Annotated in this window: 17 protein-coding genes; 1 reads left to right on the top strand and 16 read right to left on the bottom strand. The window is 69.9% G+C overall.

The genetic code is table 11. The features are described from left to right. Window positions 1-327: 327 nt before the first annotated feature. The 16 genes from AB5J55_RS09575 to AB5J55_RS09650 form a co-directional block, all read right to left on the bottom strand. A complete protein-coding gene (locus AB5J55_RS09575) occupies window positions 328-1,473 on the bottom strand; it encodes a pectinesterase family protein (RefSeq protein ID WP_369270235.1) in 1,146 nt (381 codons plus the stop codon). Window positions 1,474-1,555: 82 nt separating this feature from the next. Further along, a complete protein-coding gene (locus AB5J55_RS09580) occupies window positions 1,556-2,866 on the bottom strand; it encodes a polysaccharide lyase family 1 protein (RefSeq protein ID WP_369270236.1) in 1,311 nt (436 codons plus the stop codon). Window positions 2,867-2,901: 35 nt separating this feature from the next. Continuing rightward, on the bottom strand, window positions 2,902-3,705 hold the full coding sequence (locus AB5J55_RS09585; RefSeq protein ID WP_369270237.1) for a rhamnogalacturonan acetylesterase: 804 nt from the start codon (window positions 3,703-3,705) through the stop codon (window positions 2,902-2,904). Window positions 3,706-3,811: 106 nt separating this feature from the next. Next, on the bottom strand, window positions 3,812-5,161 hold the full coding sequence (locus AB5J55_RS09590; protein WP_369270238.1) for a sugar ABC transporter substrate-binding protein: 1,350 nt from the start codon (window positions 5,159-5,161) through the stop codon (window positions 3,812-3,814). A 70-nt stretch (window positions 5,162-5,231) separates the two neighbouring features. Continuing rightward, window positions 5,232-6,332, bottom strand: a complete 1,101-nt coding sequence (locus AB5J55_RS09595) for a polysaccharide lyase family 1 protein (RefSeq protein ID WP_369270239.1) — start codon at window positions 6,330-6,332, stop codon at window positions 5,232-5,234. A gap of 33 nt (window positions 6,333-6,365) precedes the next feature. Continuing rightward, a complete protein-coding gene (locus AB5J55_RS09600) occupies window positions 6,366-7,880 on the bottom strand; it encodes a family 43 glycosylhydrolase (RefSeq protein WP_369270240.1) in 1,515 nt (504 codons plus the stop codon). After that, window positions 7,877-8,722: a PmoA family protein gene (locus tag AB5J55_RS09605; RefSeq protein ID WP_369270241.1), complete on the bottom strand. Its 846-nt coding sequence runs from the start codon at window positions 8,720-8,722 to the stop codon at window positions 7,877-7,879. Before AB5J55_RS09605 ends, AB5J55_RS09600 begins: the two co-directional genes overlap by 4 nt. Further along, window positions 8,722-9,891, bottom strand: coding sequence for a Gfo/Idh/MocA family protein (locus tag AB5J55_RS09610; protein WP_369270242.1), 1,170 nt, complete (start codon window positions 9,889-9,891; stop codon window positions 8,722-8,724). Before AB5J55_RS09610 ends, AB5J55_RS09605 begins: the two co-directional genes overlap by 1 nt. Further along, the gene (locus AB5J55_RS09615; RefSeq protein WP_369276140.1) at window positions 9,888-11,147 is read right to left on the bottom strand and encodes a polysaccharide lyase family 1 protein; all 1,260 of its coding nucleotides are present in this window, start codon (window positions 11,145-11,147) and stop codon (window positions 9,888-9,890) included. Before AB5J55_RS09615 ends, AB5J55_RS09610 begins: the two co-directional genes overlap by 4 nt. 32 nt (window positions 11,148-11,179) lie before the next feature. Further along, window positions 11,180-12,076 (bottom strand): carbohydrate ABC transporter permease, encoded by an 897-nt coding sequence (locus AB5J55_RS09620; RefSeq protein ID WP_369270243.1) that lies wholly within the window; start codon window positions 12,074-12,076, stop codon window positions 11,180-11,182. After that, window positions 12,073-13,008, bottom strand: coding sequence for a carbohydrate ABC transporter permease (locus AB5J55_RS09625; RefSeq protein WP_369270244.1), 936 nt, complete (start codon window positions 13,006-13,008; stop codon window positions 12,073-12,075). The genes AB5J55_RS09620 and AB5J55_RS09625 overlap by 4 nt, the downstream gene beginning before the upstream one ends. Before the next feature lie 102 nt (window positions 13,009-13,110). Then, entirely contained in the window at window positions 13,111-14,841 is a 1,731-nt protein-coding gene (araD, locus tag AB5J55_RS09630; RefSeq protein WP_369270245.1) for an L-arabinonate dehydratase, read from the bottom strand. Continuing rightward, complete coding sequence (locus tag AB5J55_RS09635) at window positions 14,838-15,746, bottom strand: dihydrodipicolinate synthase family protein (protein ID WP_369270246.1); 909 nt, start codon at window positions 15,744-15,746, stop codon at window positions 14,838-14,840. Before AB5J55_RS09635 ends, araD begins: the two co-directional genes overlap by 4 nt. Continuing rightward, window positions 15,743-16,411, bottom strand: a complete 669-nt coding sequence (locus AB5J55_RS09640; RefSeq protein ID WP_369270247.1) for a GntR family transcriptional regulator — start codon at window positions 16,409-16,411, stop codon at window positions 15,743-15,745. The genes AB5J55_RS09635 and AB5J55_RS09640 overlap by 4 nt, the downstream gene beginning before the upstream one ends. 196 nt (window positions 16,412-16,607) lie before the next feature. After that, window positions 16,608-17,198, bottom strand: a complete 591-nt coding sequence (locus AB5J55_RS09645) for a TIGR03086 family metal-binding protein (protein ID WP_369270248.1) — start codon at window positions 17,196-17,198, stop codon at window positions 16,608-16,610. A gap of 56 nt (window positions 17,199-17,254) precedes the next feature. Then, window positions 17,255-17,704, bottom strand: coding sequence for a DUF6010 family protein (locus AB5J55_RS09650; RefSeq protein WP_369270249.1), 450 nt, complete (start codon window positions 17,702-17,704; stop codon window positions 17,255-17,257). 211 nt (window positions 17,705-17,915) lie between these two features. Between AB5J55_RS09650 and AB5J55_RS09655 the strand changes: the two genes are divergently transcribed. Next, window positions 17,916-18,641 (top strand): DUF4328 domain-containing protein, encoded by a 726-nt coding sequence (locus tag AB5J55_RS09655; RefSeq protein ID WP_369270250.1) that lies wholly within the window; start codon window positions 17,916-17,918, stop codon window positions 18,639-18,641. Window positions 18,642-18,709 lie beyond the last annotated feature (68 nt).

Consider the following 18,709-nt stretch of genomic DNA (forward strand, 5'->3'; position numbering starts at 1 on the left):
CTCGGCATCTGACATCACGTACGCGACCCGACACCGCGTACGCGTGAGCGGAGCCCCTGGACCTGCCGGCATGAGCCCCCCTCGGCCGGCAGAGCGGAACGCCCCGCCGGTGACGACCGGCGGGGCGTTCCGTGCGCCGAGCGCTGGTTCATGGACGAGCCGATGGTCGTCGAACCCGTCGTGACACCGGTTCGCCCTGAACGGCCCCGGACGGCCGGGCGGTGACGGCATGCACCGGGAGACGACCGTCGACCGCCTGAAGTTCGCGGCCGACGGGACGATTGAGCCGGTGCTGCCGACGCTGGAGGGGATCGGTCCGGTCGGGCGCTAGGTCAGTCCATCGCCGCCCGGCTTCCACGGCTGCCAGTCGCCGAGATAGGCCGCCCTGGTGGCCGACTCGGCCTGTTCGGCGGTGAGTTGGGGTCGGTTGGCCGGGACGGTGACGACCGCGCCGGGACCGCTGTTGCGGTACTCGGCGAAGCGCTGGTCCTGCCACGGGAAGCTGTCCGACATGTTCGTGTAGGGCGCGACCGCGTCGATGCCGGCGCCGAGGTGGGTGTCCCGGACGACGAGGCCGGGACGGGCGGTGGTGTCGGAGCTGGGCACGCAGGGGCGGGCCAGCTTGTAGTGGGCGTCCGGGGCCTCACTGCTGATACGGCTCCTGGTCACCAGGTAGCCGCGCGGGTTGGCACCCGCTGTCGAGGGGGCGAAGGCGAAGCCGTACGGGGCCGACGAGAGGTCGGTTCGGGTCAGGGTCCGGAAGTGGCAGTGCTCGTAGACGGCCGTGGCCCGCCCGAAGACGAAGTCGACGTCGCCCTCGACATAGCAGTGGGAGAAGTACTGGCGGGCGAAGGCGCCGAGGGCGATCGAGTCGGCGTACAGGGTGTCCTGGTGGCCGAGGAAACGGCAGTGGTGGAACGCGGACCGGTCGCCCTGGACCTTGATCGCGACGGCCTGGGTGCCGCTGATGCCGGGGTGGTCGGCGCGCAGCCAGTCGTTGGCGAAGGTGAGATCGCGGGCGGTGAAGCCGTCGGCCTGGACGAGGGTGGTGGCGGAGCCGGTGGTGCCGTAGGTGCCGCCGCCGGGCTTGGGGGTGCCCGCGGCGTTGTCGTACACGATGACGACATCACGCGGGTCGCCACTGGCGCCAAGCCAGCTCATCCCCGTCCGGGTCACGTCCACGGCGACGGTCTCCCGGTACGTCCCCGGCGCGATGACCAGCGTCCGGCCGCTGCCGGTCGCCGCGGTGACGGCGGCCTGGACGGAGGTGAAGTCGCCGTGGCCGGACGGGTCCACATACAGGGTCTTCGGGGTGAGACGGGCGGCAGGTGAGCCGTGGCGTCCGAGGGGGCGGGGCCGGGCGGCGGCCCGCGCGGGGCTCGACGCGAGGGTGAGGGCTGCCGCGGCCGCGGCGCCGGCGGTGAGGAATCCCCGTCTGGACAGGGGGTGTCGGATGAGGTGGGGCGAGGGCATGCGGGTGCTCCTTCGCGGGTGCGGCTCGTGCTGGGGAATTGCCGGGGGAGGAACGGCACGCGCTCCTCCCCCGGCCGGTGCGTCAGCGCAGGCGCCCCGCGCCCGCGCGGTGGTCGACGATCCCCGGCACTGCCTTGGGGTTGTCGACCTTCGTCCGCAGGGTCGGCGTCCAGCCGGCGCCGGACTGGAGGGTCTCGCCGGGGATCTCGGCGTTGTGGACGGCGATGAGGTCCGTCAGCCTGCCGTTGACGTAGTTGTTCTCAGCGGTGAGCGGCGCCTCGTTCCACTTCTTCAGCGCCTTGCCGACGCTGACGCCGGGGGCCAGCGAAAGGGCGTTGTGCGTGGCGTACAGCTGCGAGGAGGCGCCGATGCCGAAGACGTACGCATAGTTCTGGTCACCGGTGACGACGAAGTGGTTGTTGTACGAGTCGACCTGCCCGAACCGCACCCGGGGCGCCCGCTCGACGATCCCCTCGAAGCGGTTGTGGTGCAGGGTGACCTTGAGCTTGCCGGCGTCGGTGGAGGCCGCGCTGTCGCTGTTGCCGATCAGCATGGTCTTGTCGTGATCCGTGAACGAATTCCAGGACACCGTCACGAGGTTGGCGCCGCGCACGATGTCGAGGAGCCCGTCGTGCTGCTGGTAGACCTTGCCGAAGTACACCGGCAGGGTGCTGTCCGGGTACCGGCCGTCGGTGAGCGTGTTGTGGTCGATCCACACATGGGTGGAGCCGTACACCACCACGCCGTCGTACTCGGAGTTCCAGGCGCCGGTCTTGTTGTCGTCGGTCGGGTCCCACTGCGGGAAACAGTCGACGGGGGCCTCGATGGTGAGGTTGCGCAGGATGACGTTGTCCACGCCCTTGATCTGGAGGCTGCCGCCGAGGATCCCGGAGCCCTTGCCGACCCCGACGATGGTGGTGTCGGCCGGGACGTTCGCCTTGATGGCCTGGTCCTGCCGGGCGGCGGACGCGGCGCGCAGCTCCTCCTGTTCCCCGCTGACGGGGCTGTCGTGGCCCCACACGGCGGGGTCGTAGTCGGCGAGATACCGCTGGAGGTCGTACCCGTCCGCCGCGAAGGCGTCGCAGCCCTCCGACACGGCGTCGATCACGCCGTCGACCTTGATGATCCTGGGCGCGCTTCCACCGTCGGCGAGCGCCTGCCGGAACTCCGCCCAGGTGCTCACGGTGTACACGTGCGCGGCGTCGGCGGCGGCCCCGCCGGTCGTCCCGGCCCCCTCGGAGGCCCAGCCGTCACGCGCGCCGAGGACCTGACGGCCGAGGTCACGGGACCCCGCTTCCGCCCCGGTTCCGGTGAGACCGAGGACGAGGGCCGTGCAGCCGATCAGAACGGCAGCTCTCCTTGTGGCATGCCCATGCCATATCTGTGCGTTCATTGTGCGGCTCTCTCTTTCTGCGATCCGGGGGTCGGTCAGGCGGCGGAGGGTTCCGGCCAGGTGATCCAGGACTCCGGGATCACCTCACCGAGCCGGCGTACGTCCTGCGGGCCGAGCACCCGCGTACGCAGCAGCTCCCGCACCACGAGACGCGCCACGGCGATCGCGCCGGGCGGGTTGAAATGCGTGTTGTCCTGCTCGGTGGCGGTCCAGTTGAAGTACGTCTTCGTCTCCTCGACCCCGAGCCGCTGCCACAGCTCCAGGGACAGGGCCTGGCTGTCGAGCAGCGTGACCCGCTCCTGCCGGGCCAGCGCGCGCATCGCCGCCGGATAGTCGCCGTGGGTCGGCACAGCGTTGCCACCGCCGTCGAACCTGCGCCGCTCGACGGCGGTGGCGAGAAGGGGTCGGGCACCACGGGCACGGGCGCCGTCGATGTGGAGGCGCAGGTAGTCCTGGTAGGTGGTCCAGGGCTCGGTGTACCGGGTGGGGTCGGTTGCCTTCTCGTCGTTGTGCGCGAACTGGACGAGCAGGAAATCTCCGGGCCGGATGGCGGCAAGGACGACATCCAGCCGCCCCTCATCGACAAAGCTCTTGGAACTACGCCCGTTCACCGCGTGGTTGGAGACGCGCAGGTGCTTGCGCAGGAGGAAGGGGAGCGCCATGCCCCACCCGGTCTCGGGGGCGGCGTCGGCGTATTTCTGGGCGGCGGTGGAATCACCGGCGATGTAGAGGGTACGGGTGCGATGGCGCTGACCTGCCTCGGCGGTACCGATGTCCGAGAGGGCGAGAGGAACGGCGGCGACGGCCGCCAAACTGACCTGTCTGCGGGTAAGAGACACACGGGTGCCTTTCAGCGCGGGGGTGTATCCCCCTAGGGGCGCGGGGAACTGCGCGACCGGCCACAACAAGACCCGCAGCCGGCCGCGCAGCGAAGCGACCGAGCTCTCAGCCGTTACGCGACGTCCACTCGGCCTGAGCCTCATTCAGCTGACCGGCCACCGTGTCCAGGAACTCCTTGGCGCTCATGTCCCCGTTCAGCACCTTCTGGAGGTTCGGCTCATTGTCGGCCTTGGAGATGGTGTTCCAGTCGGGCAGGTAGTACGGCAACTGCACAATCGTCGTCGACCCGTCCGTCAACGCCGCAGCGGCCAACTTCGTCGGCTCGGCCTCAGAAATCCACGCGTCCTTCGCCGCGTCATTGTTCGACGGCACCTGCCCAGCCGCCTTGTTGAACTTCGAGTTCTCGTCGTGCGACGTGGCGAACTCGATGAACTTCCAGGCGGCGTCCTTGTTCTTGGAGCTCTTGAACAGCCCCATCCCATCAACGGGGTTGGACACCTGAACCCGCTTGCCGGCGGAGCCGACCGGCTGCGGAATCCCCCGGAACTTGTCCGTACCGAGGGCCTTCACATGGTCCTGGTACGACCCGAGGTTGTGGTTCAGCATCCCGATCGTGCCGGAATCCCACTGGGCGACCATCTTGGTGAAGTCGTTGTTGAGGTCGGCGGCCGGAGTGACCTTCTTGTAGAGCGCGGCGTACTTCTCCAACGCGGCCACGTTCTTGGGGTCGTTGACGGTCGTCTTCGCACCGCTCGGGTCCCAGAAGGACGTGATCCCGGACTGCCCGTACATGGCGTCCAGCGCCTGGGCGATGGAGCCGGCCCCACCACGGATGGTGTACCCGAACTCGTTCTTCCCGGCGTCGGTCAGCTTCTCGGCGGCCTCGTAGAACTTGTCCCAGGTCGCCGGCTCGTCCAGCCCGGCCTTCTTGAACAGGTCGGTGCGGTAGTACAGCACACCGTTGTTGGCGGAGGTCGGCACCGAGTACAGCTTGCCGTCACCACCCCCCGCGGCCTTCAGCGAGGCGACCATGTCCTCGTTGAGCTTGCCGTTCAGGGAGGACCTGGCGAGCCGGCCGTCCAGCGGCTCCAGCGCGTTCTGCGCGGCGAAACCGGCGAGCATCGCCGCGCCGACGCCGCCGACGTCCGGCAGGCCGCCGCCCTGGATGGCGGTGTCCACCTTGGACTGGTAGTCGGTGGACGGGATCCCGACGTACTCGACCTTGATGTCCGGGTTGGCCTTCTCGAAGTCGGCGATGATCTCCTTCCAGATGTCGGTGCGGACACCGCCGTTGTTGTCCCAGAAGACGATCTTTCCGGTGCCGCTGCCCTCGGCGCCCTTGTCCCCGCCCGCGCTGCTCCCGTCGTCACCGCAGGCGGTGGCGGTCAGGGCGAGGACGGAGCCCAGAGCGACGGCCACGGCGGCGCGCCTGCTTCTGCGAATGCTGATCTTCATTGGTCGGCTCTCTTCTTCTGGATCGGACGGAGATGTGAAGTTGTGGGGGTCTTCGCGGCGCGAGCGGAACTCAGCGCCGGGCATGGGGCGCCGAGCCGTCGGCACCCTTGAGGTGGCCGATCCGCTGCTGCGGCCCGGAGAAGCGCGTCACCAGCGCCGGCACGGCGGCCGCGGGGTCCAGCCGGTAGTCGTAGAAGTCCCGCGGATCGAAGGCGGCACCCCACTCGTCGTGCCGGCCGGTCGTGTTCCTGAGGATCGACCCGCGTTGCACCAGCTCCGCGGTGGCGTCGGCCTGGTAGGGGTGCTGCACGTCGCGGTAGTAGCTGTTCTCGATGACCATCTTGGTGCGGCCCCGCGACCAGTTGCCGTACGTCCATACCGGGTCACCCGGATCGGCCTGTGCCGTCAGGTAGTTGTTGTACAGGTGTGCGTAGGCGGCGTTGTCCACGGACGGGTTGCGCTGCTTGGTGTTGGCGAACCAGTTGTGGTCGATCGTTGTCTGCGTTCTGACGTTGACCGTCCAGCCGAGTCCGAAGGTCTTGTTGCTGTTCTCGAACCGGTTGTAGGAGACGGTCACGTACTCGCTGTCCTTGCGCACGTCCAGCTGGCCGTCGCAGATGTTCGAGAAGCGGTTGTGGTCGACCCACACGTGGTGGACGGTGTCCATCTGGATGCCGTCGAAGTCGGTGTCCTTGCAGTCCCAGTTGCCCTCGACCGCCGAGTCGCGGATCGTCAGGTTGCGGATGATGACGTTGTGCGTGCCGGGTTCGAGGTGGAACTCGCCCTGCACCAGCCCGCCGCTCGTGCCGACTCCGACGATGGTCTTGTCCGAGGCGACGGTGATGTTCGCGCCGAAGGGCTGCGCGGTGATGGCGCCCCGCACCCGGATGACGTACGGCTCCTCGGCCGCCGCGTACTTGGCCAGGGAGGCCTGGTCGGTGACGGTGACGACCTCACCGCCCGCGCCACCGGTCGTGCCCCCGGCGAGGGAGGCGAAGCCGTGGGGTCGGTCGGTCCAGCGATCGACGGAAGGTGAAGCCGCCGTCGGACTCGCGGCGTTCGCCTCCCCCATCGTCCCGAGGCTCAGCGCGGCGACAAGGCCCAGCACGGCGGCCAGGACCGTGCCGTAGCCCGGTCTGTGCAAGCGCTTGCTATCAAGGTGCTGCGTCATTGCGGCTCCCAACAGGCTTACGGGTCAGGTGCGTTACAAGGAGTCGATCCTGAAGTGCGAGAAGGTTGCCGCTCCGGCGTGTCCCTGGCCGTCGGGCGCGAGGCCGAAGAGCCCGAGCAGGGCGCCGACCCAGCGCCAGGGCGTGGCGGCGAACACCGGTCCCGAAGGACGGGGGCCGTCGCCGACGTCGTGGAAGAACCGGCAGCGCGCCCCGGCCCCGATCTCGATCCGCAGCCGCACACGCCCCTGAGGCGCGAGCCGCGCGTGTTCGGCGTCCCGTTCCCGCTCCGCCACGGCCTCGGCGAACCGGTGCACGACATGGACCGCCCCGTCCGCGCCGCGCTGAAGCCCGATCCAGCAGAACGCGTCCCCGAGCACCGCGAGCCCTGCCCGCGCCCCCGGCTCCGCGCTGTCCAGCCGCAGTTCGACCTCGACCGCACACGGCATGCCGGGCAGTCGCTGGGTGAGGATGTGCGGCAGTCTGCGCAGATCGTGGGCGACTGCCGTACGGACGCAGGCGAGTCTCAGCCCGTCGCCGGAGTGCTGGGTGGCCCAGCCGTCCCGGGGATTGGCGGTCCACGACCACTGGCGGCCGAAGCGTCCGCCGGGAAAGTCGTCGTCCGTGGCGGGTGCGGCGGGCCGCTGCGGTGGCAGATCGGGCCTGCGGTGCACGGTGACGGGTGCGCCGTCCCGGCCCGGCACCGGCCAGCCGTCGGCGCTCCAGCGCATCGGCTGGAGGTGGACGACCCTGCCGTAGGCGCCCCGCTGCTGGAAATGCAGGAACCAGTCCTCACCGGACCGGGTGCGCACCCAGCCGCCCTGGTGCGGTCCGTTGACGTCGGTGCCCTTCTGTTCGAGGACGATCTTCTCCTCGTACGGCCCGAAGAACTCGCGTGCGCGGAAGGCACCCTGCCAGCCGGTCTCCACTCCCCCGGCGGGGGCGAGGATCCAGAACCAGCCGTCGTGCTTGTAGAGCTTGGGGCCTTCGAGGGTGAACCAGCCGGGTATGCGGTCGCCGTCGACGATCAGCTTGCCGTCGTCGAGGAGTTCGGTGCCGTCGGGATGCATCCGGTGGCCGGTGAGGCGGTTCTTGACGCCGGAGCGGGACTTGGCCCAGGCGTGCACGAGATACGTGTCGCCGGTCTCATCGTCCCAGAGGGGACAGGGGTCGATCAGGCCCTTGCCCGGCTTCACCAGGTGCGGACTGGTCCAGGGGCCGCGGATCTCGGGGGCGTTGACCTGGAAAATGCCCTGGTCGGGGTCGCCCCAGAAGATCCAGAAGCGGTCGTCGTGGTGGCGGAGGGAGGGGGCCCAGACGCCGCAGTCGTGGCGTGGTGAGGTGAACTCCCCGGCCGGTTCGAGGCGTTCCAGGGCATGGCCGACCAGGGTCCAGTTGACCAGGTCGCGGGAGTGGAGGAGGGGCAGGCCCGGGACGCGGCCGAAGCTGGAGGCGGTGAGGTAGAAGTCGTCGCCGACGCGGACGACGTCCGGGTCGGACCAGTCGGCGTTCAGGATGGGGTTCGTGTAGGTCCCGGTCCCGGTCGTCACGGGCTCACCGCCTTCCGGACCAGGGACGCCGCTTCGAGCCGGCTGATACGTCCGTCGGCGACCACGGTCACGATCCGGCGTACGGCGGTCTCGCCGGGCGGGATCGGGAGCCGTTCCCCGGCGGCGAGGGAGGAGCCGACGCCGGGGTACTCCTCGGCGCGTACGAACCACGGGTCCAGGCGGGTCTGTTCGGTGGCTCCGGCGAAGATCAGGGTCCAGGTGGAGCCGGCGAGCGCCACCCAGGGGGCGCGGCTGCCGTGGATCTCCTGCTCGCCCTCGCGGTCGATGCTGAACACGTCGGGCGCCGAGGACTCCTTGCGGGCCCGCCAGAAGAAGCCGCCGTAGGCCGCGCCCGGGCGCCCGTTGGTGGCGGGGCTGCCGATGGACAGCGGGCCGGAGGTGACGTTGGTCAGGGAGAAGGTGAAGTCCAACGCCCACGCGGACGCGGTGAGTTCGGTGGCTGCGACGGTACGGCGCTCGCGCAGCAGCTCGGCCCCTGCCGCCACCCAGCGCAGTTCCTCGACGAAGCCGTCGGGGTCGCGCAGCTGGAAGGCGGCGTGCCGCTGGGCGCCGTGGTTGTCCAGTTCGGTCGGGCCCTGGTCGCGGACGTAGGTGCGTCCGCCCCAGAAGTTGGCCCCCTCGACGTCGGGAACGGCGACACCGACGCCGAGGTGGTGTGCGTGGTCGGCGGGGCTCAGCTCGGTGACCGCCGTGCCGGCCAGGGTGGTGACGGGGTGCAGATACGGGCGCGGGGAGAGCCGGGCCGGCAGTTCGGGCCGGGTGACGTACCGGCCGACCGGGCGGCCCGCGACGCGCAGCACCGCGGTGTCATGGGGGGTCATCAGGTGCTCACCTCTTTCGTTCTCGCCGGGAGCGCCCAGGAAGCGCCCAGTTCGGAGTAGAGGGCGAGGGTGTCGGCGGCGGCCGCGACGAGGCCGTCGATGCCGGGCACGACACGGCGCTGCTCGTCGGGGAGCAACCGCCAGGCCTCGTCCGGCAGCGGGGCCGGGTCCGGGGCCAGTCGAATCGCTTCAACGACCTTCATGAAGGCGCCGGTCGCATCGGGTGTGACCAGCAGGCCGGTGCCGTCGGTGACGTGCTCGACGAGGTTCTCCAGCAGGTCCGTACGGCCGTACTCGTACTCCTCGGGGCCGTGGCCGGCGCGCTGGAGCAGGACGCGGTCCTGCTTGTACCAGAAGGTGATCCGGCCCTGGTCGCCGTGGACGACGACGTACGGCTCGCCGGGGTCCTCGGCGCACAGGGTGGCGCCGACGACGACCTGGCGGTCCTGTGCCGTGGTGACGCGGACGCACGAGGTGTCGTCGGACTCGATGTCGTTGGCGCGCAGCAGTTCGGTCTCGATGGCGGTGACGTCCTCGGCGCGCACCGTCCCGCCCAGCGCGAGCGCGGTGGCGACGGCGTGCGCGAGGGGGTTGGTGAGCACCCCGTCGATGACGTCGACGCCGTGCAGCCTGCGCCGGCCCGCCCAGGGCGCCCGCCGGTAGTACGCCTCGGGGCGCGCCCAGGCACCGGCCCCGCCGATCCCGGCGATCGCGCCGATAGCGCCCTCGGCCATCAGCGTCCGGATGGCCGGCACCGCGTGCGAGCCCAGCGACTGGAAACCGATCTGGCAGGCGACGCCGGCCTCGGCTACCCCGTCGGCCATGCGCCGGAACTCGGCGTACGACGGGGCGGGCGGCTTCTCCAGCAGGATGTGCACGCCACGCCGGGCCGCCGTCAGGGCGAGGTCGGTGTGGGTCGGGATCGGGGTGCAGATCACGGCGATCCGGGCGCCGGTGGAGTCGAGGAGGGCGCCGAAGTCGGCGGACTGTTCGGGCACACCCGAGGGCGTGGCCAGCCCCTCGGGCAGCTCCTCGTCGCTCAGCGGGGTCAGCTCGCAGATCCCCGCCGGCCGCACGATCCCCTTCTCCTGGAGCCGGCGGATGTTGTCGAGGTGCCAGCGGCCGTGGCCGCGGGCGCCCGCCAGCACGACAGGTACGGCAGTGCTCATGGGATCCTCCCTGCGCCAGCGCCGCGTGCCACCGCTCGGTCGGCCGTGGCGGCGCTGTCGATCTTTGTGTGCAGGGTAGGTGTCCAGCCGACGTCGGCCGTGAGGTCGCGCTCGCTGCCGGAGTTGTAGGCGTTGTGGATGGCGAGCAGGTCCACCGGATAGCCGTTGAAGAGGGTGCCGGACTGGTGGAGGGCGGTGCCGTTCCAGCTCGTGACCAGGTCGGCGACCTCGATGTGGCCGGGGGTGTGGAAGGCGTTGTTCTCGGCGTGGAGCGCCGACTCGGTCGATACGCCGACGGAGTAGCGGTAGTCATGGGCGTCGGCCGGGACGACGTACCGGTTGTTGTAGAGGTGCACCTGCCCGAAGCGGACGCGCGGGGCACGCTGGACGACGGACTCGAACTCGTTGTGGTGCAGGGTGACGCGGAGCTTGCCGCGGTCCGCGGTGGCCGTGTCGCCGTTGCCGATGAGCATCGCCTTGTCGTGGTCGGCGAAGCGGCTCCAGGATACGGTGACCAGGTCGGAGGCGTTGGTGATGTCCAGCAGGCCGTCGTGGCGGAGGTAGTTGCGGCCGAAGTAGGTCGGCTCCCGCTCGTCCAGGTGGCCCTTGTCGCTGAGGGTCACATGGTCGATCCACACATGGGTGGCGCCGCGCAGCCAGATGTTGTCGTACGCGGTCTTCCAGTCGCCGAGGCCGCCCGTGTTGGGCTGCCACACGGGGAAGCAGTCGTAGGCGTCGCGGAGTTCGAGGTTGCGGACGATGACGTTGTGCGCGTCCCGGAGCTGGAGGCTGGCGCCTTTGAGGACCGCACTGTCGCCGAGCCCGACGATGGTGGTGTTGGAGCCGACGGCCAGTTCGATCCGCTCGGCCTGCTTCGCCGCCGAGGCCTGGCGGGCCTCCTCCTGCGGGCCGCTCGGCTTGGCGGAGCCCCAGGTTCGGGGGTCGTAGGCGGCCAGGTACTCGCTGGTGCCGTAGCCGTCGGTCGCGTAGTCGGCGCAGTCCAGGTGGTCGCCGTCGTCGTCGGTGTTGGCGTCGATGGTGCCGGCGACCTTGATGATCTTCGGGGTCGCGCTGCCGCCGTCGAGGGCGCGGACGAGCTCAGCTCGGTTGCGTACGGTGAAGACGTGGGCGTCGTCGGCGGTGGAACCCCCTGTGGTACCACCGTCGGCCGCCGCCCACCCGTCGTTGGCGGCGAGCGTGTCGCGGCTGATGTCGCGGGCGTCATCGGCGTGGGCCGGGACGCAGAGCGGCACCATCAAGGCTGCGAGAGGCACAATCTGACGGAGCCTCACCCTTTCACCGCCCCTGCGCTGAAGCCCGTGATCAGCCACTTCTGGATGAAGGCGAACACGATCACCACGGGTACGGCCGCGATGATGCCGCCCGCGGCGAGCGCGCCCAGGTCGACGCTGTCCGCGCCCATCAGGGTGTTGAGGCCGACCGGGATGGTCTGCTTCTCCTGGTTGTTGAGGAACATCAGGGCGAACAGGAAGTGGTTCCAGGAGTGCACGAAGGCGAAGGAGCCGACGGCGATCAGACCGGGCCGCAGCAGCGGCAGGACGACGATCCTGAAGGCCGTCATCCGGTTGCAGCCGTCGACCCAGGCGGCCTCCTCCAGGGAGTACGGCACGTTCTTGATGAAGTTGCTGATCAGGATCATCGACAGCGGCAGTTGGAACACCGTCTCCGCGATGATGACGCTTCCCAGTGAGTTGATCATCTGCAGCTCGGCGAAGATCTCGAACAGCGGCACCAGCAGCAGCGCGCCCGGCACGAACTGGGAGCAGAGCAGGGCCAGCATGAAGGCCCGCTTGATCCTGAAGTTGAACCGCGCGAGGGCGTAGCCGCCGGCCAGCGCCACCAGGGTCGTCATCAGCAGGGTGACGACGCCGACGAGCACGCTGTTCTGGAAGTAGGTGCCGAAGCTCCGCTCCGTCCAGACCTTCTCGAAGTGGTCGAAGGTCATCGGCCAGGGCACGAGCGAGGTCGAGCCGGCCGGGCGCAGGGAGAACAGCAGGATCCAGTAGAAGGGGATCAGGGTGAAGACCAGGTAGATCGACAGCGGCAGGTAGATCTGCCAGCGCGGTACCTCGTCGTAGGCGCGGTGCTTCTTCCTCGGACGGGGCGGTTCGGGGGCGGCCCGCACGGTCGCGGGCGCGACCTGGGTGGCTTCCTTGACGCTCACTTGTCCTCACCTCCGAACTTGCTCAGCCGCAGATAGACCATCGAGCAGAAGAGCAGGATCACGAACGCGACGGTGGTCAGGGCCGACGCGTAGCCGAAGTTGTGCGCGTCGACGCTGGTGTTGGCGATGTAGAGCGGCAGGGTCGTGGTCACGCCCGCCGGGCCGCCGCCCGTCAGCGTGTAGAGCAGGTCGACGTTGTTGAACTCCCACACCGCGCGCAGCAGCGTGGACAGGACGATCGCGTCCTTGAGGTGGGGCAGCGTGATGTGCCAGAACTGCTTGATCCGGCCGGCCCCGTCGACCTCGGCGGCCTCGTACAGGTCCTTGGAGACGGACTGGAGGTCGGCGAGGATGAGGATCGCGAAGAAGGGCACCCCGCGCCACAGGTCGGCGACGACCGCCGCCGGGAACACGGTGGAGGTGTCCGACAGCCAGCTGGTGCCGTAGGAGCCGATGCCGACGTCCGCGAGGTAACGGGTGATGCCGGTCTGGGAGTTGTAGAGCAGCACCCAGATCGCCGAGGTCAGCACGCCGGAGACGGCCCACGGGGAGAACACGAGCGCTCGGCCCAACGCCCGCCCCGCGAACGTCTGGTTGACGATCAGCGCGAGCGCGAGCCCGAACAGCAGCTGCAGCCCGACCTCGACGAACACCCACTTGGCGCTGAAGACCAGCGTGTCCCAGAACAGCGGGTCCGCGGTGAAGGCGTGGACGAAGTTGTCGAAGCCCGTGAAGCCGTTCCGCCATGGCTTGGTGGGGTTGTACTCCTGCAGGCTGTAGTAGAAGACGCTGATCACCGGGTAGGCGATGAAGCCCAGCATGAGCAGGGCCGCCGGGGCGATCAGCAGATACGGGAGCCTGCGCGGGGTGGCGGAGGCACGGCGCCGCCGGGGTGGCGCGGGCGGTTTCGCCACGGCTGCGGCTTGGGCCATGACAGTTCTCCGTTCTCGTACGGCGTGCGTACGGCGTGCCGGAAGCGCTTTCCGATCATCGTTCGGGATCTCGACCAACCAAGGCTGTGGGTCGAGGGTGGTTCAGCCCGCGTACGGGTCCTGCACCTTGCCGGGCCGCGCGAGGAACTCGAAGTCACAGCCGGTGTCGGCCTGGGTGATCTGTTCGTTGTAGAGCGCGCCGTAGCCGCGCCCGTAGCGCGCGGGCCGCGGTGTCCACTCGGCCCGCCGGCGTTCCAACTCCTCGTCGTCCACGTTGAGTTGGAGCGTGCGGGCCTCGACGTCCAGGGTGATGGTGTCCCCTGTCCTGACCAGGGCCAGCGGTCCGCCGATGTACGACTCCGGCGCCACGTGCAGCACGCACGCGCCGTAACTCGTGCCGCTCATCCGGGCGTCGGAGATCCGCACCATGTCCCGTACGCCCTGCTTCAGCAGGTGGTCGGGGATCGGCAGCATGCCGTACTCGGGCATGCCCGGACCGCCCTTGGGCCCGGCGTTGCGGAGCACCAGCACGCTGTCGGCGGTGATGTTCAGCGACGGGTCGTTGATGGTCCGCTGCATCGTCCTGTAGTCGTCGAAGACGACGGCGGAACCGGTGTGCTTGAGCAGGTGCCGCTCGGCCGAGATGTGCTTGATGACGGCGCCGTCCGGGCAGAGGTTGCCACGCAGCACGGCCACGCCGCCCTCGTCGGCGACCGGGTTCTCGCGGGTGCGGATGACGTCGTCGTCGTGGACCACGGCGCCCTGGAGCTGCTCCCGCAGGGTGCCGCCGACCGTCGGTCGGTCCAGGTGCAGCAGGTCGGTGATCCGGGAGAGGAAGGCGGGCAGGCCGCCGGCGAAGTGGAAGTCCTCCATCAGGTACGTCCGTCCGCCGGGACGGACGTTGGCGAGGACCGGCACGGTACGCGCGATGCGGTCGAAGTCGTCGAGGGTGAGCGGCACTTGGGAGCGTCCGGCCATCGCGATCAGATGGATGACCGCGTTGGTGGAGCCGCCGAGCCCGAGCACCGTGGTGACGGCGTCCTCGAAGGCCTCGCGGGTGAGGATCCCGGACGGCCTGAGCCCGGTCCACGCGAGCTCCACGGCGCGGCGCCCGGAGGCGGCGGCCATGCGCTCGTGCCCGGAGTCGACGGCCGGGATCGAGGAGGCACCCGGCAGCGTCATGCCGAGAGCTTCCGCCGCCGCGGTCATCGTGGACGCGGTCCCCATGGTCATGCAGTGACCCGGCGAACGCGCCAACCCGCCCTGGAGTTCCCGCAGTTCGCAGTCCGTCAGGTTGCCCGCACGGTGCTCGTCCCAGTACTTCCACATGTCGGTACCGGACCCTAGGGTCTCACCGCGCCAGTGCCCGGGCAGCATGGGCCCCGCGGGCACGAAGATCGACGGTACGTCGGCCGAGGCCGCGCCCATGAGCAGCGCCGGCGTCGACTTGTCGCAGCCCCCGAGCAGCACGGCCGCGTCGATCGGGTACGACCGCAGCAGCTCCTCCGTCTCCATCGCGAGCAGGTTGCGGTAGAGCATCGGGGTCGGCTTCTGGTACGTCTCCGAGAGCGTGGCGACCGGGAACTCGAGCGGGAAGCCCCCGGCCTGCCACACCCCCCGCTTGACCGCCTCGGCCCGTTCGCGCAGATGGACGTGGCAGGGGTTGATGTCGGACCAGGTGTTGAGGACGGCGATCACCGGCCGGCCCAGGTACTCCTCCGCCTCGTATCCCAGCTGGCGCATGCGGGCGTTGTGCGACCAGGTGCGCAGCTGGCCCTCGGTGCCGTACCACTGGTGGCTTCTGAGTTCCTCGGGGCGTTTTCTGCCGGTCATATCGACCACCCGGCGGCGATGGCGGCGACCTCGGCGCGCTCGTCCTCGGGCAGTTCCCTGCTGGGCGGGCGCACGTCGCGGCGGCACAGGCCGAGGGAGGCGAGAGCCTCCTTGACGACGGTGACGTTGTTGGCGGAGCCGTTCGCGGCACGCAGTTCCTCGAAGCGGCGGATCTGCTCCCAGACCTTCATCGCGCCCGGGTAGTCCCCGGCTCGCAGCGCTTCGATCATGTTCATGGAGACGGCGGGGGCGACGTTCACGAGCCCGGAGGTGAAGCCGGTGGCGCCCGCGGAGAAGTACGAGGGCGCGTACGGCTCGGCGAGACCGGCGACCCACACGAAGCGCTCCAGGCCGGCGTCGCGGGCGAAGGCTGCGAACTTGGCGGCGTCCGGGACGGCGTACTTCACGCCGATGACGTTCGGGCAGTCGTCGGCGAGTTCGGCGAGACGCGCGCCGCTGAGCTGGGCGTTGCGGATGTACGGGACGACTCCCAGCTCGGGCACGGCAGCGGCGATCGCGCGGTGGTAGTCGATCCAGCCGCTCTGGGAGACGTACGGGTGGACCGGCTGGTGGACCATCACCATCCCGGCGCCGAGCTCGCGGGCGTGCCGGGCGGAGGCGATGGCGGTGGGTACGTCGTGGCCGACGCCGACCAGGACGGCGGCGCGGTCGCCCGCTTCCTCGATGGTCAACTCGGTGACGAGGCCGCGCTCTTCGGGGGTGAGGGCGTAGAACTCGCCGGTGTTGCCGTTGGGGGTGAGGGTGGTGACGCCCCCGTCGAGCAGGCGACGCAGCAGGGCCCGGTGGGCGTCCTGGTCGACGCGGCCGTCCTCGGCGAACGGGGTCACCGGGATCGCCACCACGTCGGCCAGGGCCGTCCGCTGGGGCTCGAACGTCGTTGTCATGCCGGACCGTCCTCTCGCTGGGCCTCGACTCCCGTGTCCGGGAAGGCCCGTTGCACGAACGACGCGATGTGGGCGTGCAGGGCGCGCGCGGCGCCGTCGGCGTCGCCTTCGAGGGCCAGCCGCAGGATGTCGCGGTGCTCGCCGGCCTCTCGCTCCCAGGAGGGGGAGGCCGCCCAGGCGACCGCGGAGACGAGGGCGGCCTGATCCCGCACTTCGTCGAGCATCCGGCCGAGCAGCGGGTTGCCGCACGGCAGGTAGAGGGCGCGGTGGAACTCACGGTTGGCGAGCGAGCGTTCGGCGGTGTCGCCGGCCGCGTCGGCGCGGGTCAGCGCATCGCGGGCGGCGTCGAGGGAGGCGCCCCGCTTGACGGCCCGCTTCAGCGCCTCGGGCTCCAGCAGCAGCCGTACGTCGTAGACCTCGCGCGCCATGTCCGCGTCCACCATGCGCACCGTGACGCCCTTGTACTGGTTCATCACGACCAGCCCGGTCCCGGCCAGCGTCTTGAGCGCCTCCCGCACCGGGGTCTTCGACACCCCGAACTGCGCAGCGAGCTCGGTCTCGACCAGGGCCTGACCGGGCGTCAACTGACCGGTGAGGATGCGGCGTTTGATCTCCTCCAGCACGAACTGCGTGCGGGAGGGGATCGGCGTGGGCACAGAGGTCATGCGCGCCTCTCGGATCTTCGCGGGGCCCAGGGGCTGGGTCTCGCGTATCGGATCTCACGTATCGCGTCTCATATATGACGTACGAAGTACGACGCGATGAAGGTAGGAGGGCGCGCATGATTCGTCAACGCTTCTGACAAAGGAAGTTGGGTTGCGGGGTTGCGGAGTTGGGGCCTTCCGGGATGGGTCCCGGCGTCTACGGCCGCCACCCGGGGGCCCGGCCGCTCAGCCCCACCGCCCGGTCCAGCATGGGCGCCTCGTCCGGTACCGGAATCACCGGACCGAAGATGCCGCCGCCGCGGTCGTCGTCGTCGGCAGCTGCGCGCAGGAAGTCGTACGACATCTGGAGGGCGGCCGGGTCCGGTGCGTACGGCTGCCCCGTGGCCACGGCCAGGTCCCAGGCGTGGATCACCAGCTCGTTCACGGCCACCGCACCGGCCACCGCACCGGGCAGGTCCAGGCCGCCCGCGCGGGTCATGCCGGTCCACGCGTCCGGGGCGCGCCACGCCTCGGCGACCTCGTCGAGCACCTTGGGCAGCTCCTCGCGCCAGCCCGGGCCGAGGTCCGGGAGGGCGGATCCGGGATCGGTGTCGGTCGTGGGGCCCAGGTCCTTGCGGCCGGCGTCACGAAAGGCGACGGACAGTCCGAGCAGGTGACCCAGCAGGTTGCGCACCGCCAGGTCCGGGCACGGCGTCGACGCGGAGAGCTGGTCGTCGGTCACGGCGCCGGCAAGCCGGGCGACGACGCGTGTCTGCGGGCCGAGGTCGAGGGTGGTCGTGTCGGTCATGGGCGGGCTCCTCACGGACTTGTTCCTGAGAGGTGGACCGGCGGCGGGGGCGAAACTCATCGGCGACGAGGTGACGGGGTGCCGAGGCGAGGAACCCGGCCCGCCTTCGACGGGGCCGGCCCGACCCACGCCACCAGCTCCCTCGGCGTCTTCCCGCCCGCAAAGCACCACAGGGCGATCACCGGGTCGCAGATCGCGCAGCCCAGGGAGGAGGTGTGGGAGAACGGGATGATCGGGTTGCCCTTGACGTGGTGGACGAGGTCCCACGCGGTGTGCAGCAGCCAGCCGATGCCGATGAAGGTCCACGAGTCCAGGCCGCGATAGGCGACATAGGCGACCACCCCGGTGAACGCGAACTCCCAGCCGCCCATGCCACCACCGCTCAGATAGGCGGCGCCCGCTCCGGCGATCATGACCGCGTTGAAGCGCCGCCGGTGCGGTTCCCGGATGGGGGACATCAGGAGGGCGTAGAGGATGCCGATGCCGATGGGCGCGACGTATTGCATGGATGTGCCTTTGCGCATGGACGACGTGAACGGCTCATCACGCTATGAGCGCTCCCTCATGCGTCCCAGTGGCTGAATCGACAGCTTCCAACGGATTCTCGCCGCGCCGGATTGTCATGGACGGGATGTACATGATCGACGTATCGTGCGTCGGCCCGCGTGTTGTCCGCGGATCTTCTCTCTCTTCTTGCCCGTGGGGGGCCACATCGCCATGTCCGAATCCAGTGATCTGCGTCCGCGTCCCCTGCTGCCCACAGGGGCCCCCGAAGCGTCCCGCGGCCCCCTGATCGCAGCCGTCACCGGGCTCGCTCTGGTTGCCCTCTGTGACGTGTTCAGCCTCTTCGCCGGATTCCGGCTCCGTTCGGTGATCGGCGCGGACGGCGGCTTCGTCGCGGCTCCGCAGCAGGACCTGGACGCCGCTGCCTCGCTGTACGACACGGCCGGGAGAGTCCAGGTCTTCGTGTACCTGCCCGTCGCGATCGTGTTCGTCGTCTGGTTCTTCCGTATGCGCCGCAACACCGGGCTGCTGGCCCCGGACCGGTTCCGCAACGGACCCGGGTGGGCCATCGGGGCCTGGCTCATCCCGCTGGTGAACCTCTGGATGCCGTACCGCGTCGCCTTCGACATGTGGGGGGCCGCGACTCCGCTGCCGGCCGAGGGCGAGCGCCACCGGGCGCGGACCTGGCCGGTGAACCTGTGGTGGGCTCTGTTCGTCTTCTCCGTCCTGTTCAACCGGTACGCCGGGCAGAAGTACAACAACGCCGAGACGCTGTCGGAGGTCAGGGACGCGGTGGTGCGGTACATGGCGGCCGACGTGGTGCACATTGCAGCCGCCGCTGCCGCGATCCATTTCGCCGTCCGGCTGACCGCCATGCAGCGGCGCAAACTGGTTGAGGGGTCGTACGGTCCCGCGGTCGTCAAGGCGACTCCGGCCTAGCATCTCCCGTCGCGTCCAGGCCACTTCTAAGGCACTTCCCGGATCCCCACGCCCCTGCCTCAGCCCCA

Source organism: Streptomyces sp. R11 (assembly GCF_041051905.1).
In the GTDB taxonomy this organism is placed as follows: Bacteria; Actinomycetota; Actinomycetes; order Streptomycetales; family Streptomycetaceae; genus Streptomyces.

What these genes read in the sequence shown, in the direction of transcription:
- AB5J55_RS09575 (WP_369270235.1), bottom strand. Translation starts at nt 1,473, where the DNA reads ATGCCCTCGCCCCACCTCATCCGACACCCCCTGTCCAGACGGGGATTC.
- AB5J55_RS09580 (WP_369270236.1), bottom strand. Translation starts at nt 2,866, where the DNA reads ATGAACGCACAGATATGGCATGGGCATGCCACAAGGAGAGCTGCCGTT.
- AB5J55_RS09590 (WP_369270238.1), bottom strand. Translation starts at nt 5,161, where the DNA reads ATGAAGATCAGCATTCGCAGAAGCAGGCGCGCCGCCGTGGCCGTCGCT.
- AB5J55_RS09595 (WP_369270239.1), bottom strand. Translation starts at nt 6,332, where the DNA reads ATGACGCAGCACCTTGATAGCAAGCGCTTGCACAGACCGGGCTACGGC.
- AB5J55_RS09605 (WP_369270241.1), bottom strand. Translation starts at nt 8,722, where the DNA reads ATGACCCCCCATGACACCGCGGTGCTGCGCGTCGCGGGCCGCCCGGTC.
- AB5J55_RS09610 (WP_369270242.1), bottom strand. Translation starts at nt 9,891, where the DNA reads ATGAGCACTGCCGTACCTGTCGTGCTGGCGGGCGCCCGCGGCCACGGC.
- AB5J55_RS09615 (WP_369276140.1), bottom strand. Translation starts at nt 11,147, where the DNA reads ATGGTGCCGCTCTGCGTCCCGGCCCACGCCGATGACGCCCGCGACATC.
- AB5J55_RS09625 (WP_369270244.1), bottom strand. Translation starts at nt 13,008, where the DNA reads ATGGCCCAAGCCGCAGCCGTGGCGAAACCGCCCGCGCCACCCCGGCGG.
- araD (WP_369270245.1), bottom strand. Translation starts at nt 14,841, where the DNA reads ATGACCGGCAGAAAACGCCCCGAGGAACTCAGAAGCCACCAGTGGTAC.
- AB5J55_RS09635 (WP_369270246.1), bottom strand. Translation starts at nt 15,746, where the DNA reads ATGACAACGACGTTCGAGCCCCAGCGGACGGCCCTGGCCGACGTGGTG.
- AB5J55_RS09640 (WP_369270247.1), bottom strand. Translation starts at nt 16,411, where the DNA reads ATGACCTCTGTGCCCACGCCGATCCCCTCCCGCACGCAGTTCGTGCTG.
- AB5J55_RS09645 (WP_369270248.1), bottom strand. Translation starts at nt 17,198, where the DNA reads ATGACCGACACGACCACCCTCGACCTCGGCCCGCAGACACGCGTCGTC.
- AB5J55_RS09650 (WP_369270249.1), bottom strand. Translation starts at nt 17,704, where the DNA reads ATGCAATACGTCGCGCCCATCGGCATCGGCATCCTCTACGCCCTCCTG.
- AB5J55_RS09655 (WP_369270250.1), top strand. Translation starts at nt 17,916, where the DNA reads ATGTCCGAATCCAGTGATCTGCGTCCGCGTCCCCTGCTGCCCACAGGG.